This window comes from Serratia sp. FS14 (assembly GCF_000695995.1).
Lineage (GTDB): Bacteria > Pseudomonadota > Gammaproteobacteria > Enterobacterales > Enterobacteriaceae > Serratia > Serratia nematodiphila.
Window position 1 is genome coordinate 18,403 of sequence record NZ_CP005927.1, and the last position, 13,411, is coordinate 31,813.

At 58.0% G+C, this 13,411-nt stretch carries 13 protein-coding genes and 5 tRNA genes; 2 read left to right on the forward strand and 16 right to left on the reverse strand.

Features of this window, described 5'->3' with window-relative positions; all coding sequences use genetic code 11:
* Positions 1-36 precede the first annotated feature (36 nt).
* The 11 genes from luxS to alaS all read right to left on the reverse strand — a co-directional run bounded on the left by luxS (position 37) and on the right by alaS (position 7,638).
* Positions 37-552: an S-ribosylhomocysteine lyase gene (gene luxS, locus L085_RS00100; protein ID WP_004932513.1), complete on the reverse strand. Its 516-nt coding sequence runs from the start codon at positions 550-552 to the stop codon at positions 37-39.
* 166 nt (positions 553-718) lie between these two features.
* Positions 719-2,281, reverse strand: coding sequence for a glutamate--cysteine ligase (gene gshA, locus L085_RS00105; RefSeq protein ID WP_044029641.1), 1,563 nt, complete (start codon positions 2,279-2,281; stop codon positions 719-721).
* Positions 2,282-2,363: 82 nt separating this feature from the next.
* Positions 2,364-2,792: a YqaA family protein gene (locus tag L085_RS00110; protein ID WP_004932520.1), complete on the reverse strand. Its 429-nt coding sequence runs from the start codon at positions 2,790-2,792 to the stop codon at positions 2,364-2,366.
* Positions 2,789-3,355 (reverse strand): fructose-1-phosphate/6-phosphogluconate phosphatase, encoded by a 567-nt coding sequence (yqaB, locus tag L085_RS00115; RefSeq protein WP_004932523.1) that lies wholly within the window; start codon positions 3,353-3,355, stop codon positions 2,789-2,791. The genes L085_RS00110 and yqaB overlap by 4 nt, the downstream gene beginning before the upstream one ends.
* Before the next feature lie 314 nt (positions 3,356-3,669).
* Positions 3,670-3,746: transfer RNA gene (locus tag L085_RS00120), tRNA-Arg, on the reverse strand.
* A gap of 75 nt (positions 3,747-3,821) precedes the next feature.
* Positions 3,822-3,898: transfer RNA gene (locus tag L085_RS00125), tRNA-Arg, on the reverse strand.
* Between the two features lie 53 nt (positions 3,899-3,951).
* Positions 3,952-4,028: transfer RNA gene (locus tag L085_RS00130), tRNA-Arg, on the reverse strand.
* Positions 4,029-4,089: 61 nt separating this feature from the next.
* Positions 4,090-4,166, reverse strand: a tRNA-Arg gene (locus L085_RS00135).
* Positions 4,167-4,169: 3 nt separating this feature from the next.
* Positions 4,170-4,262 (reverse strand) — tRNA-Ser (locus L085_RS00140).
* A 310-nt stretch (positions 4,263-4,572) separates the two neighbouring features.
* Complete coding sequence (csrA, locus tag L085_RS00145; RefSeq protein WP_004091602.1) at positions 4,573-4,758, reverse strand: carbon storage regulator CsrA; 186 nt, start codon at positions 4,756-4,758, stop codon at positions 4,573-4,575.
* A gap of 252 nt (positions 4,759-5,010) precedes the next feature.
* Entirely contained in the window at positions 5,011-7,638 is a 2,628-nt protein-coding gene (gene alaS, locus L085_RS00150; RefSeq protein WP_004932534.1) for an alanine--tRNA ligase, read from the reverse strand.
* On the opposite strand from alaS, the gene L085_RS25535 reads away from it, so the two are divergent.
* Positions 7,588-7,731, forward strand: coding sequence for a hypothetical protein (locus L085_RS25535; RefSeq protein ID WP_162180460.1), 144 nt, complete (start codon positions 7,588-7,590; stop codon positions 7,729-7,731). The genes alaS and L085_RS25535 overlap by 51 nt on opposite strands.
* 40 nt (positions 7,732-7,771) lie before the next feature.
* On the opposite strand, the gene recX is transcribed toward L085_RS25535, so the two are convergent.
* From recX to pncC, 3 genes are all read right to left on the reverse strand, one after another.
* On the reverse strand, positions 7,772-8,284 hold the full coding sequence (gene recX, locus L085_RS00155) for a recombination regulator RecX (RefSeq protein WP_044029646.1): 513 nt from the start codon (positions 8,282-8,284) through the stop codon (positions 7,772-7,774).
* Positions 8,285-8,343: 59 nt separating this feature from the next.
* Positions 8,344-9,408 (reverse strand): recombinase RecA, encoded by a 1,065-nt coding sequence (recA, locus tag L085_RS00160; protein ID WP_004932541.1) that lies wholly within the window; start codon positions 9,406-9,408, stop codon positions 8,344-8,346.
* A gap of 111 nt (positions 9,409-9,519) precedes the next feature.
* Positions 9,520-10,008, reverse strand: a complete 489-nt coding sequence (pncC, locus tag L085_RS00165; RefSeq protein WP_015376700.1) for a nicotinamide-nucleotide amidase — start codon at positions 10,006-10,008, stop codon at positions 9,520-9,522.
* Positions 10,009-10,251: 243 nt separating this feature from the next.
* Here pncC and L085_RS00170 point away from each other — a divergent pair, with 243 nt between their 5' ends.
* Positions 10,252-11,631, forward strand: coding sequence for an MFS transporter (locus L085_RS00170; protein WP_015376699.1), 1,380 nt, complete (start codon positions 10,252-10,254; stop codon positions 11,629-11,631).
* A 9-nt stretch (positions 11,632-11,640) separates the two neighbouring features.
* Here L085_RS00170 and chbG read toward each other — a convergent pair whose 3' ends face one another.
* A complete protein-coding gene (gene chbG / locus L085_RS00175) occupies positions 11,641-12,402 on the reverse strand; it encodes a chitin disaccharide deacetylase (RefSeq protein WP_044029647.1) in 762 nt (253 codons plus the stop codon).
* A gap of 147 nt (positions 12,403-12,549) precedes the next feature.
* Complete coding sequence (gene chbR, locus L085_RS00180) at positions 12,550-13,398, reverse strand: transcriptional regulator ChbR (protein ID WP_044029648.1); 849 nt, start codon at positions 13,396-13,398, stop codon at positions 12,550-12,552.
* Positions 13,399-13,411 lie beyond the last annotated feature (13 nt).

A 13,411-nucleotide genomic window follows, 5' to 3' on the forward strand; every position in this document is an offset into this window, starting at 1 on the left:
AATCGCGTCTTTTTTGTCTCTGCGGGAAACGTACGGTTAGATATGCAGCTCCTGCAGCTTCTCTTTCGGCAGCGCCAGTTCGTCGTTGTGGTTCACCACCACGCCGTTATCCAGAATGTGCTTGGCGATTTCCTGCGCTTCTTCCAGCGAGTGCATGTGGTAGGTACCACACTGGTACTCGTTCAGCTCAGGGATCTTGCGCTGGTCGGTCACTTTCAGCACGTCTGCCATCGCCGCTTTCCAGGCATCGGCAACGCGCTGCTCTTCCGGCACGCCGATCAGGCTCATGTAGAAACCGGTGCGACAGCCCATTGGGGAGATGTCGATAATCTCCACGCCCTGGCCGTTCAGGTGGTCGCGCATAAAGCCGGCGAACAGGTGTTCCAGCGTGTGAATGCCGCGTTCGGGCATCACTTCCAGGTTCGGGCGGCAAAAGCGCAGATCAAATACCGTGATGGTATCGCCATGAGGCGTTTTCATGGTTTTCGCAACGCGGACAGCCGGGGCTGCCATACGGGTATGATCGACGGTAAAGCTATCCAGCAATGGCATTTCGCTACCTCCTCGTAAAAGAGCATTTATTTCGAAACTTTTTTTCCTAACCGGGAAACCTTTTCCAACCCTGCGAGTCTGAGTATGTGAAAGACGCGCATTTGTTATCATCATCCCTGTCATCAGAGATGCATATTTGGCCACATTGATGTGGCCTTTTTCTTTTTCAGCTTCCGCCGTTTTGCTTCAGGAACGCTTCAAAGCTTAGCGTATCATTGGCTTCTATGTCGCGTTGACGCTGCCAAGAGGCTTCCCGCTCTTTATCCAGCTCGGCTTCGTTCAGGATTTCCAACGGTTCTTCCAGCAATGTCTGGCGATACTGCTCCGCCAGCTGCAGACCGACGCGTCCGGTGCCTTCCGCCTTCATCGCCTTGAGAATGCGCGCGGAGAAAGTCAGCTCAGGATCGTCAAACGCGGCGACCAGCTCATCGCACACCTGCTGGTATTGACGGTTGCCGGCTTCGCCGTCCAACACTTCTGCTACCCGACGGAGATCGGCGAACAGCGCCTTGCCCACTTTTTCCAGCGGTTCATGGCTGGCGCCACAGCCGATGCCGATGGTCTGACCCGGTTTGCGCCCTTCCAGAATCACCCGGTTCCAGTTCTTGCGCGTGCACAGCAGTTCATCGCTGCTCATCTCCGGCGCATCGGCCAGCGCGCACCACACCAGGAACAGATCCAGGAAACGCGCCTGCACCGCATCCACGCCGATCGGCGAGAACGGGTTGATATCCAACGAACGCACTTCAATGTATTCGATACCGCCGCGCAGCAGCGCGTCCGACGGCGTCTCGCCGCTTTGGGTCACGCGCTTCGGCCGGATCGGCGCATACAGCTCGTTCTCGATTTGCAGCACGTTGCTGTTCAACTGCAGGTAGCGATCGCCCTCTTTCACGCCCAGCTTGGCGAACTCTTCGGAAGGCGTAACGATCGCCCGCTTCAAACCGGCCACATAGCTGTGCAGATCGTTGAAGGTGATGCCCAGATTACTTTGCGACTTGTTGGTATAACCCAGGTCGCTCAGACGCAGCGAGGTGGCGTACGGCAGGTAGCACATCCCCTGCTCGGTGCGTTCGAACGGCAGAGTGGTCTCGCGTCCTTTGAGGAACGAAGAACAAATGGCCGGCGATGCACCGAACAGATACGGGATCACCCAACCGAAACGGTAGTAGTTGCGGATCAGACGGAAATACCCCGCCGAGATCTGCTCTTTACCGCTTTCTGCGTCCTGCACGCCAGCCCAGGCCTGCCAAAACTCCAGCGGCAGCGAGAAGTTGTAGTGCACGCCGGAAATGGTCTGCATCAGCGCGCCATAGCGATTCTTCAACCCTTCGCGGTACAGCGTCTTCATGCGGCCGATGTTCGAAGAACCGAACTGCGCCAGCTCAATATCCTGCTCGGCTTCGATAAAGCACGGCATGCTGAGCGGCCACATGCGCTCATCGCCAATGTTGCGCGCCACGTAGCGATGAATATCGCGCAGGAACGTCAGCAGGTGATCGATATTGTCATCAACCGGCGTAATGAACTCTAACAGCGCCTCGGCGAAATCCGTGGTGATCCAGTGATGCGTCAATGCCGCCCCCAGCTTTTCCGGATGCCCGGTAGTCGCCAAGGTGCCGTTCGGCGTGACTCGCAGCGTTTCACGCTCGATGCCGCGACGAATGCCTTTTAATGCCTGAGGATGGGCTTCCAACCAAGAAAGCGCCTGTGATACGTCCGGGATCAAATTGACCTCCCGCTTCTAAAAACAATAACTCGTAAGCATACTGAATCCGCACCCGAGAGAATATTGAGTTATATTCACTTGGTTACTGCCACCAGGCGATGCCCTGTACCGTTATCATAGCCAAAACGATGTAACGCAGCGCCTTTCCGATACACAGAAACAGCGCGACAGAGCCCCAGGGCATGCGCAGCCAACCTGCCAACACGCACAACAAATCGCCCACCACCGGCACCCAGCTGAGCAACAGCGCAGCCGGGCCGAAGCGTTGCAGCCACCCGAGCGCCGTTGCCAGCCCCCGCTGTGGTTTCAACGCCGGTAACAGGCGCCCGATAATGACATTGGTCAAGCCGCCCAGCGTGTTGCCCAGGGTCGCGGCCAGCACCAGCAATTCCGGCGAGACGCGACTCTGGGTCAGCAAAGCGACCAGAACGATTTCTGAATTTCCCGGCAGCAGCGTCGCACTGAGGAAGCTGCTGCCAAATAACGATATTACGGCTAGCGTACTACTCACAGCGTGCGAACGTCTACCACGTCCATACCGGCGCTTTTTGCCGCCTGAATGCCGAACTCGGCGTCTTCAAACACCACGCACTTTTCCGGCGGCACGCCGATAAGTTCGGCGCAACGCAGGAAGGTGTCCGGCTCCGGTTTATGGCGCTGTACGTCGTCCGCACCGACGATCGCGTCGAAGCAGTTGAACAGGCCGAGATGACGCAGCAGCATTTCCGCCATGCGGTGCTCGCTGCCGGTACCGACCGCCATCGGACGGCGACCGTGATAGGATTTTACCACCTCGATCAATGGCAATGGACGCACGCTGTCCAACAGCATCGCCTCCACCGCGCGGGTTTTCTCCGCGGCCAAGTGATGGGGATCGAGATCGGCCTGGTGGCTGGCGATAATCGCCTGAGCGATGCGCCAGGTCGGTGAACCGCTCAGCGCCACCATAGCCGCTTCATCAAACGTCATGCCATAACGTGACAGCACTTCACTCCACGCTTTGCGGTGCGTTGGCTCGGTGTCCAGAATCGTGCCGTCCATGTCGAAAATAAGACCCTGATAGCGGTCGTACATCGTTACTCCATGATCGTTGAGGAAAGAAAACTACTTTAGCGTAAAGCCGTTGGGTTGTCGCTGACTGCGTCATAGCGGAATGTGCTGTGATCGATCGGGTACAAAGCAGGAAAGGGGGAAGAGAGAATGGCTAAATGCTGAAAAGCGAAAAACCCGCCAGGGCGGGTTTCTCTTAGATGGTGTATCCGGGAGGATGATTCGGCGCCAACGCCTCACCCTGCGGGCCGTTGCTAAAGCAACGTTATCCTCCCCAAGGACACTTTCTTTTTACCACCCGCATGACGATTTCTCTTCGCGATACGGGAGGTTAAACATGGTGCATCCGGGAGGATTCGAACCTCCGACCGCTCGGTTCGTAGCCGAGTACTCTATCCAGCTGAGCTACGGATGCATGACTGTTTTTGCCGCTTGTCTGTTTCACGAATAACAGAAAAGCAAAAACCCGCTAAGGCGGGCTTCTTTTAGATGGTGCATCCGGGAGGATTCGAACCTCCGACCGCTCGGTTCGTAGCCGAGTACTCTATCCAGCTGAGCTACGGATGCATTTACTATTTTTACCGCGTGCCGGCTTTGCTAATAAAGCCAGGCTTTAAGAATGGTGCATCCGGGAGGATTCGAACCTCCGACCGCTCGGTTCGTAGCCGAGTACTCTATCCAGCTGAGCTACGGATGCACAGGAATTCTTTTTTGATACCGTATGGTACGTTGTTACTACCCCACCATACTGCAAAATATGGTGCATCCGGGAGGATTCGAACCTCCGACCGCTCGGTTCGTAGCCGAGTACTCTATCCAGCTGAGCTACGGATGCAAATGGCGGTGAGGCGGGGATTCGAACCCCGGATGCAGCTTTTGACCGCATACTCCCTTAGCAGGGGAGCGCCTTCAGCCTCTCGGCCACCTCACCATACGCTTCTTTCGAATTGTGCCTAACTTGCTTTGGAGAAGCTCATCGGCACTGCGTGGCGCACATATTACTTTCTCCGACTTTTAAGTCAAACAATTTTTCCCAACTCATGCGCGTTTGCACAATTCGCACCCAACATGGGCGATTTCACGGCAAAAAGGGCGTTTAATCAACAGGCAACCGCAACGTCTGCAGCAATAAAGCAGGAAACTCACCGGGAAAATAATCACGAAAAAGAGAGGGGAGAACGAAAGAAGTGGGTAAAACGATGCAGTAGCGTCTCGTCTGGCAACGAGACGCTGCTTCGGAATCAGTAAGTCGTCTGCTGAGACTTCTCTGCCTGAATGCGCTGATAGATTTCTTCACGGTGAACTGAAACCTCTTTGGGGGCGTTCACACCAATACGCACCTGGTTGCCTTTTACCCCTAGCACAGTGACCGTAACCTCATCGCCAATCATGAGGGTTTCACCAACTCGACGAGTCAGAATTAACATTCTTTGCTCCTTGAAAGATTAAAAGAGTCGGGTCTCTCAGTTTCCCCGTCATTATCCATCATATGTGGTGAAAACGTAAGCCGCGCAATCCACAATAAGTGTAAGCAGACTTGGTCCCACCTCAGATAATGGTAAGTTTAGCCGACCAGAAAAACTTTGTTCCCGCAATTGTAACTAAATTGTGTTAGCACAGTATGAAAACGCCATAATCAACAAAGTATTATGGCGTTTGTCCGTGCTATTTATTTATGTTCACAGCTTTGAGGCCACCCAGGCTTCTACGCTGTTTAACGCCGCTGGCAGAGCGTTGATATCCGTCCCCCCCGCCATCGCCATATCCGGGCGACCACCGCCCTTGCCGCCGACCTGCTGCGCCACGTTGCCGATCAACTCGCCGGCTTTCACGCGGTCAGTCAGATCCTTGGTCACGCCCGCGACCAGGCTGACTTTGTCATCAGCCGTCGTCGCCAACACGATAATGGCCGAACCCAATTGATTTTTCAGGTCATCCACCATGGTGCGCAGCATTTTGGCTTCGACATTGTCCAACTGGCTGACCAACAGCTTCACGCCGTTAACCAGTTTCGCCTGGCTGGACAGCGACGCGCTTTCCTGCGCCGCCTGCTGATCTTTCAGTTGCTGCAGTTCTTTTTCCAGCGCGCGGGTGCGATCGAGCACCGAGCGCACTTTATCGGTCAGGTTGTTGCTGTCACCCTTCACCAACTGCGCAACGTCTTGCAACAAATCGCTTTGCTGGTGCAGCGTGGCGATAGCGCCTGCGCCGGTCACCGCTTCAATACGGCGGATGCCCGCCGCGGTGCCCGACTCGCTCAGAATGCGGAACAGGCCGATATCGCCGGTGCGGCTGGCGTGGGTGCCGCCGCACAGCTCGGTGGAGAAGTCGCCCATGGTCAGCACGCGCACGTTGTCGTCGTACTTCTCACCGAACAGCGCCATTGCGCCCTTCTCTTTGGCGTCTTCCAACGCCATCAGCTCAGTCTGCACCGGCAGGTTACGACGCACCTGCTGGTTCACCAGATCTTCCACCGCGCGGATTTGTTCCGGCTTCATCGCTTCGAAGTGCGAGAAGTCGAAACGCAGGTATTTGTCGTTAACCAGCGAGCCTTTCTGCGCAACGTGATCGCCCAGCGTTTGGCGCAGCGCGGCGTGCAGCAGGTGAGTCGCGGAGTGGTTCAGGCGGATGCTGTTGCGGCGCTCGGCGTCGATCTGCGCATCCACGCGATCGTTCAGCTTCAGCGAGCCCTGCGCCAGTTTGCCTTGGTGGCCGATAGCCTGACCGTATTTCTGGGTGTCATTAACCACAAACTCGGCGCCGGCGGCTTTCAGCACGCCTTTATCGCCGACCTGGCCGCCGGATTCACCGTAGAACGGCGTCTCGTCCAGCACCACCACCGCCTCTTCGCCGGCGTTGATCTGCTCGACCGGCTGGCCGTCACGGAACAGCGCGATCACCGTCGCCTGCTGCTCGTCGTGATCGTAGCCGCTGAACTGGCTGCTACCATCCACGCGGATCAGGCTGTTGTAGTCGGCGCCGAAGCCGCTGGATTCGCGCGCGCGGCGGCGCTGCGCTTCCATCGCTTCTTCAAAGCCCGCTTCGTCGACTTTCAGACCGCGCTCGCGGCAGACGTCAGCGGTCAGATCGACCGGGAAACCGTAGGTATCGTACAGACGGAAAGCGGTTTCGCCGTCCAGAGTATCGCCCTGCAGCTTGGCCAGTTCTTCGTCCAACAACGCCAGACCACGCTCCAGCGTGCGGGCAAACTGCTCCTCTTCGGTTTTCAGCACCTGCTCCACCAGCGATTGCTGGCGTTTCAGCTCGTCGGCCGCCGGGCCCATCACTTCGATCAGTGGCGCTACCAGCTTGTAGAAGAAGGTATCTTTCGCGCCCAGCATGTTGCCATGACGGATCGCGCGGCGAATGATACGACGCAGCACGTAGCCGCGGTTTTCGTTAGACGGGATCACGCCGTCAGACACCAGGAAGGCGCAGGAACGAATGTGGTCGGCGATAACGCGCAGGGATTTGTTATCCAGATCGGTCGCGCCGGTCACTTTCGCTACGGCGGCGATCAGGGTACGGAACAGGTCGATCTCATAGTTGGAGTTCACATGCTGCAACACCGCCGCGATGCGCTCCAGACCCATGCCGGTATCCACCGAAGGTTTCGGCAGCGGCAGCATGGTGCCGTCGGACTGACGGTTGAACTGCATGAAAACGATGTTCCAGATCTCGATGTAGCGGTCGCCGTCTTCTTCCGGGCTGCCCGGAGGGCCGCCCCAGATGTGATCGCCGTGATCGTAGAAAATCTCGGTGCACGGGCCGCATGGGCCGGTATCACCCATCTGCCAGAAGTTATCTGAAGCGAAAGGCGCGCCCTTGTTATCGCCGATGCGGATAATGCGCTCGGCCGGTACGCCGATTTGCTTCTGCCAGATGTCGAATGCTTCGTCATCGGTTTCATACACGGTGACCCACAGTCTCTCTTTCGGCAGGTTGAACCAGTTTTCACCGGTCAGCAGTTCCCACGCGTAGCTGATCGCGTCGTGCTTGAAGTAATCGCCGAAGCTGAAGTTACCCAGCATTTCAAAGAAGGTGTGGTGACGAGCGGTATAACCGACGTTTTCCAGGTCGTTATGCTTGCCGCCTGCGCGCACGCAGCGCTGCGAGGTGGTGGCGCGGGAATAGGCGCGTTTGTCGAGCCCCAGGAAAACATCCTTAAATTGGTTCATGCCGGCATTGGTAAACAGCAATGTCGGATCATTGTTAGGCACCAGGGAGCTGCTTGCTACAACCTGATGACCCTTACTATGAAAGAAATCGAGAAACGCTTGACGGATCTCAGCGGTGCTCTTGCTCATAATTTTCCTGGAAAGGCTAGAATAACGACACGTGAGCCGGTGGCGCGTCATCCCGACGATGACAACCAGCTCACGAACAAAAAGTGGGGATAAGATAAATTTTCTTCAGAGGGAAGTAAAACCCCGTGTGCGCTCATTGCGCAAAATCACGGTAAATTGACTGAATTTCTTCCTGGAAGAAGCCGCGATAGAGCAGATAACGCTGCACTTTGGCTTTCTCTTTCCAGTCGGTTGGCAACGCATCGCCAAATTTTCGCTGCGCCACCTGTTTCGCCTGTTCGCACCAGTCGATATCGCATTCCGCCAACGCGTCCTGCACCAGCGCTTTATCCACGCCCTTTTGCATCAGTTCGCTGCGGATGCGCTGCGCGCCATAACCCTTGCGGCTGCGGCTGCCGATGTAGCTGTGGGCGAAACGCTGATCGTCCAGCCAGTTGTGCTGGTAACAGTAGGCGATAACCTGATCGATCAGCGCAGGATCCACCGGCTCTTCGGCCACCGGCGGCGATGTCGGCGCTTGTGGCCCCTTACCGCCAAACCGGGCTTTCGCCACAAACGGCTGCGCCGCAAGTTTGCGGCGCAGTTCAGCTTCACTATGATCGCGTTGCGACAGCAGGCGCATGGCGCGGCTTAGCAAGTCATTCATCATTCAAGCCTGAATTCAGAGGATATGCGCCACATATACGGCGGCGCACATCTCAGCGATTAGAACTGCTCGCTGGTTTCCGCTTCGTCGTCTTCGAAGTCGTCACCGGAAGCAGCCACCAGCTCACCGCCGCTGTGCAGCAGCAGGTCGCGCAGCTTCTTGTCCAGCTCGGCGGCGATAGCCGGGTTTTCTTTCAGGAAGTTACAGGCGTTCGCCTTGCCCTGACCAATCTTCTCGCCGTTATAGCTGTACCAGGCGCCGGCTTTTTCGATCATCTTGTGCTTCACGCCCAGATCGACCAGTTCGCCGCGGCTGTTGATGCCTTCGCCGTACATGATTTGGAACTCAGCCTGTTTGAACGGCGCAGCGATTTTGTTCTTCACCACTTTCACGCGGGTTTCGCTGCCCACCACTTCGTCGCCTTCTTTGATGGCGCCGATACGACGGATATCCAGACGCACCGAAGCATAGAACTTCAGGGCGTTACCGCCGGTCGTGGTTTCCGGGTTGCCGAACATCACACCAATTTTCATACGGATCTGGTTGATGAAGATCAGCAGGGTATTGGCGTTTTTCAGGTTGCCGGCCAGTTTACGCATCGCCTGGCTCATCATGCGCGCCGCCAGGCCCATGTGCGAATCGCCGATTTCACCTTCGATTTCCGCCTTCGGCGTCAGCGCCGCCACGGAGTCGACGATGATGACATCAACCGCGCCGGAGCGGGTCAGCGCATCACAGATTTCCAGCGCCTGCTCGCCGGTATCCGGCTGGGAGCACAGCAGGTTGTCGATATCGACGCCCAGCTTTTTCGCATAGATAGGATCCAGCGCGTGTTCGGCGTCGATGAACGCACAGGTTTTGCCTTCGCGCTGCGCAGCGGCGATCACCTGCAGCGTCAAAGTGGTTTTACCGGACGATTCCGGGCCGTAGATTTCTACGATGCGGCCCATCGGCAGGCCGCCGGCGCCCAGGGCGATATCGAGTGACAGTGAGCCGGTGGAGATCGTTTCCACGTCCATGGAGCGGTCTTCACCCAGGCGCATGATGGAGCCTTTGCCGAACTGTTTCTCAATCTGGCCCAGTGCCGCAGCTAACGCCTTTTGCTTGTTCTCATCAATAGCCATTTTTGCTCCTTCGTTTCGCAATGCCGGTGTTACCCCACACTGCCACTGAATGTATGTTGTGCAGGAAATGTCACTAATTATACTGTATGGTCATACAGTATCAAGCCTAATTTACAAAAATTCGTCGATGGCGGTTTGCAGCGCGAAAATCGTCGCCTGCAGCCGCACCGCATCGCGGTCGCCCTCGAATTGCATCTTGCGCGAAAGCCCCCGGCCATCGCTGCTGGCAAAGCCGAACCACACGGTGCCGACCGGCTTTTCCACGCTGCCGCCGTCCGGGCCGGCGATGCCGCTCACCGACAGCGCCAGATCGGCCTGCGCCGCCCGCAGCGCCCCTATCGCCATCTCGCGCACCACCTCTTCGCTGACCGCGCCGTGCGCCATCAACGTCGCTTCGCTCACCCCCAGCAGATCATGTTTCGCCGCATTGCTGTAGGTGACGAAACCGCGATCGAAATAGGCGGAGCTGCCGGCGATATCGGTGATGGCCTTGGCGATGCCGCCGCCGGTGCAGGATTCCGCGCAGGTGATCCAGCGGCCCTGAGCCTTCAGTTTTTCCCCCGCCAGCACGCTGAGCCGGCGCAGTTGGTTTTCACTCATAACCCCTCCCTCGCGAATTCAGGTATATGCGCCCGATAGTAGCATTTATCAAGGCGACACGGCGGCCGGCGCGCAGAAATGCGCAGCGCCTCGCAGGAGGTGCGGTTTTAAGCGCCCGGCCAAGCTGCTAGTATCAAAAGAAGCGCCCCATTGAGCGGCGGCGCACCAGCACAAGGAACATCACGGAGGCGGCGCGCTGCGGCGGCGGCCTCAGGGCGCACCAGAAGAGATTAGGATGATAGCGTGAAAAAAACGTTGGGCGTATTCTTGCCGTTGTACACCACCACCCTGTTGCTGCTGTTGGGCTCAGGCCTGCTCACCACCTATGTCTCGCTGCGGCTGGCCTCCATCCACGTCAGCAGCGCGCTGATCGGCGCCATCATCGCCGCCAACTACATCGGGTTGGTGATCGGCGGCAAGGTTGGCCACTTTCTCATCGCCCGCGTCGGGCATATCCGCGCCTACGTGGCCTGCGCCGGCATCATCACCGCTGCGGTGCTGGGGCACGGTCTGACGGCGTTCATTCCCGCCTGGGTCGCGCTGCGTCTGGTGATCGGGCTGTGCATGATGTGCCAGTATATGGTGCTGGAAAGCTGGCTGAACGACCAGGCGGAATCCAACCAGCGCGGCATGGTGTTCGGCTTCTATATGGCGGCGACCTATCTCGGCATGTCGCTGGGTCAGATAGTGCTGATGCTGCAAAGCAACCTGGGCATCAGCACGCTGCTGGTGATCGCGCTGTGCTTCGCGCTTTGTCTGGTGCCCATCGCTCTCACCACCCGCACCAATGCGCGCCACATGTCGCCGGCCCCGATGGAGCTGCGTTACTTTGTCGGCGCCATTCCCAAGGTGCTGGCTACCACGCTGGTGATCGGCATGGTGGTGGGCTCGTTTTACGGCCTGGCGCCGGTCTACGCCAGCCTGCAATCCTTAACCACTCAGCAAACCGGCCTGTTCATGGCGCTGGCCATCTTCGCCGGGCTGGTGGCGCAGTTCCCGCTCAGTTGGCTGTCGGATCGCTATAATCGCCCGTTGCTGATGCGCCTCAACGCCATTTTTCTGATCGTGGCGGCGCTGCCGCTGGCGCTGCTGCCGCACATCGATTTCCCGCTGCTGCTGGCGGTCGGGTTCGTCGTCAGCATGTTGCAATTTACGCTCTACCCGTTGGCGGTGGCGCTGGCCAACGATCTGATCGAGCCGGAACGCCGCGTCTCGCTGGCCGCCTGTCTGCTGATGGCGTTCGGCGTCGGCGCCAGCATCGGGCCATTGGCGGTCGGCGCGCTGATCGAGCCGCTGGGCGGCAATATCCTGTACGCCTTTTTCGCCCTGTGCGGCGTGCTGCTGGCGGCCCTCAGCCGCACGGCGAAAGCGGAGGAACCGCAGTTGGCGCAGGACGCGCCGGTGCCGCACATTCCGCTGCCGGACAGCCTCACCAGCTCGCCGCTGTCGCCGGCGCTCAATCCGACCTTCGATGAACAGATCATTCACGACACCATGCCGCCGCCGGAAGCGGCGCCCGAGGTCGACGAGCCGCAGCCCGAAGCACAAGAGGCGGAGCCCTTGCCTCAGGGCGCCGATCCGGAAGAAGACACCGGCCTGAAAAAGGCGCACGCCATGCTGTAAACGGCGGCGTTACAGATCCTGGAAGGAGCCCAACAGAAAACCGCGTTCGGCGATCGCCGCTTTCAGCGTCGGCGCGGTCAACACATCCAGCTCGACGAGGCGCGGATGGCAGTATTGGCTCTGCAGGATCGTCGCGTCGAGGAACGCCGGGTGGCACATCATTTCCAATGATTCTGCGCCCTGCCCGTCGGCGCGCGCCAACCTTTGCAGGAACAACGTTTCGGAAATCGTCTCACCGTAGAATCCCGCGTCGAAAGCGTCAGTGCTATAGGGGGCATGCAGCGTGATGCCACGCCGTTTCGCCTCTTCGCGATCGAGACGCAGCGGCAGACCCTGCGCTTGCGCGAACGCCTCCACCAGCGGATAAATTTGCGGCTGCATATGCACATGGTGGTGGCTGTCGATATGCGTCGGCGGCCGGCCGAACAGCGTCACGAAGCGCGCGAACTGGCGCTGCAGCTCCTCGTGAATTTCGTCCAGCGGCAGCTCGCCGGCCTCGGCGCGGCGCCACAGCCATTTGCCCAGTTCGCCATGTTCGTTGACCAGCGAAGGCATGGCGCCCAGCGGCTTGCCATGGGTCAAAACGAAATGCAGCCCAATCGGCAACCCCGGATATTGCCGGCTGAGCGCTGCAGCATGCTGCGCGCCGCCGCCGTTCACCATCGCCGTGGTGGAGGAAACGACGCCATGCTGATACGCCTCGATGACGCCATAGTTCTGCCCTTTGCTCAGGCCGAAATCATCGGCATTCACGATCAGTAGTTTTTCCATAGAGGCTCCCGCGGGATGGATTTTTGGCAAGGGAAGGCCGACCGCTCGGCGCGGTATTCCCCCTCGTTAAGGTAAAATCAAATGATTAACCGACTGGCGCCCTGAAGCTCATCGGCATATCGGCGTTGATACTGATCGGGAGCGGCCCTAAAGAGGGCCGTAACACTTTTTTCGGTAGTTGCCTGGGGTCACGTCGGTGAGCCGCTTGAAGTTTTTAATGAACAAGCTGACGTCGCCATAGCCGGAATCGAAGGCGATGTCAGAGACCGAATAGTTGGTGACCTCCAGCTGCGTCTTGGCGAAGTTGATGCGGATCTCATTGATCACCTGCATCGGCGTCTTCTGGTAGTAGCGCCGCATCGCCCGGGTCAGGTACTCCTGGGTTTTCCCCGACAGCGCCACCATGTTCGCCAACGCCCTTTCGCCGAACATCGTCTTGTCATGCATGCCGGCCAGGGTGTTCTTCAGCCACTGCGGGATATCATCACCGCCGTCGTTTTCTTCTTTATAATGTCGGATGCGGCTGATCACGTAGAAGGTCAATGTTTCGAGAAATTCGGCGAAGTCATCCTCGCGAAACTGCGGCGAACTCACCACCGATTCGATATAGGCCAAAAACTCGCTTCTCAGGCTGTAGGCCTGCGAGGCGACAAAGCAACGCGGCAGCTGTTGCAAGTAATGTTCTTCAAAGAACGCTTTGCTGACCGCCACGTTGAAGATTTTCGTCGCGCCGAACTCGTAAAAGCTCTGGTGGTAGGAACCGATAGGGATAAAGACGAAATCCCCGCGTTCCAGCAGCACCCGCTTGCCGTTGATCTCCTGATAGCATTTGCCGCTCAGCACGATGGTGAACTCGTAATAGTCGTGCTGATGCAGCCCGGTGGCGCTTTCCACCTTGTTGTAGATGAACAGGTGAAAGTCTTTGCAGTTAAAGAAATCCTGCTCGCGAATCAGCTTCACGTCGTTGGCACTCAGCGAAATTCGGTTATCGGACACGGCGCCGGCCTCC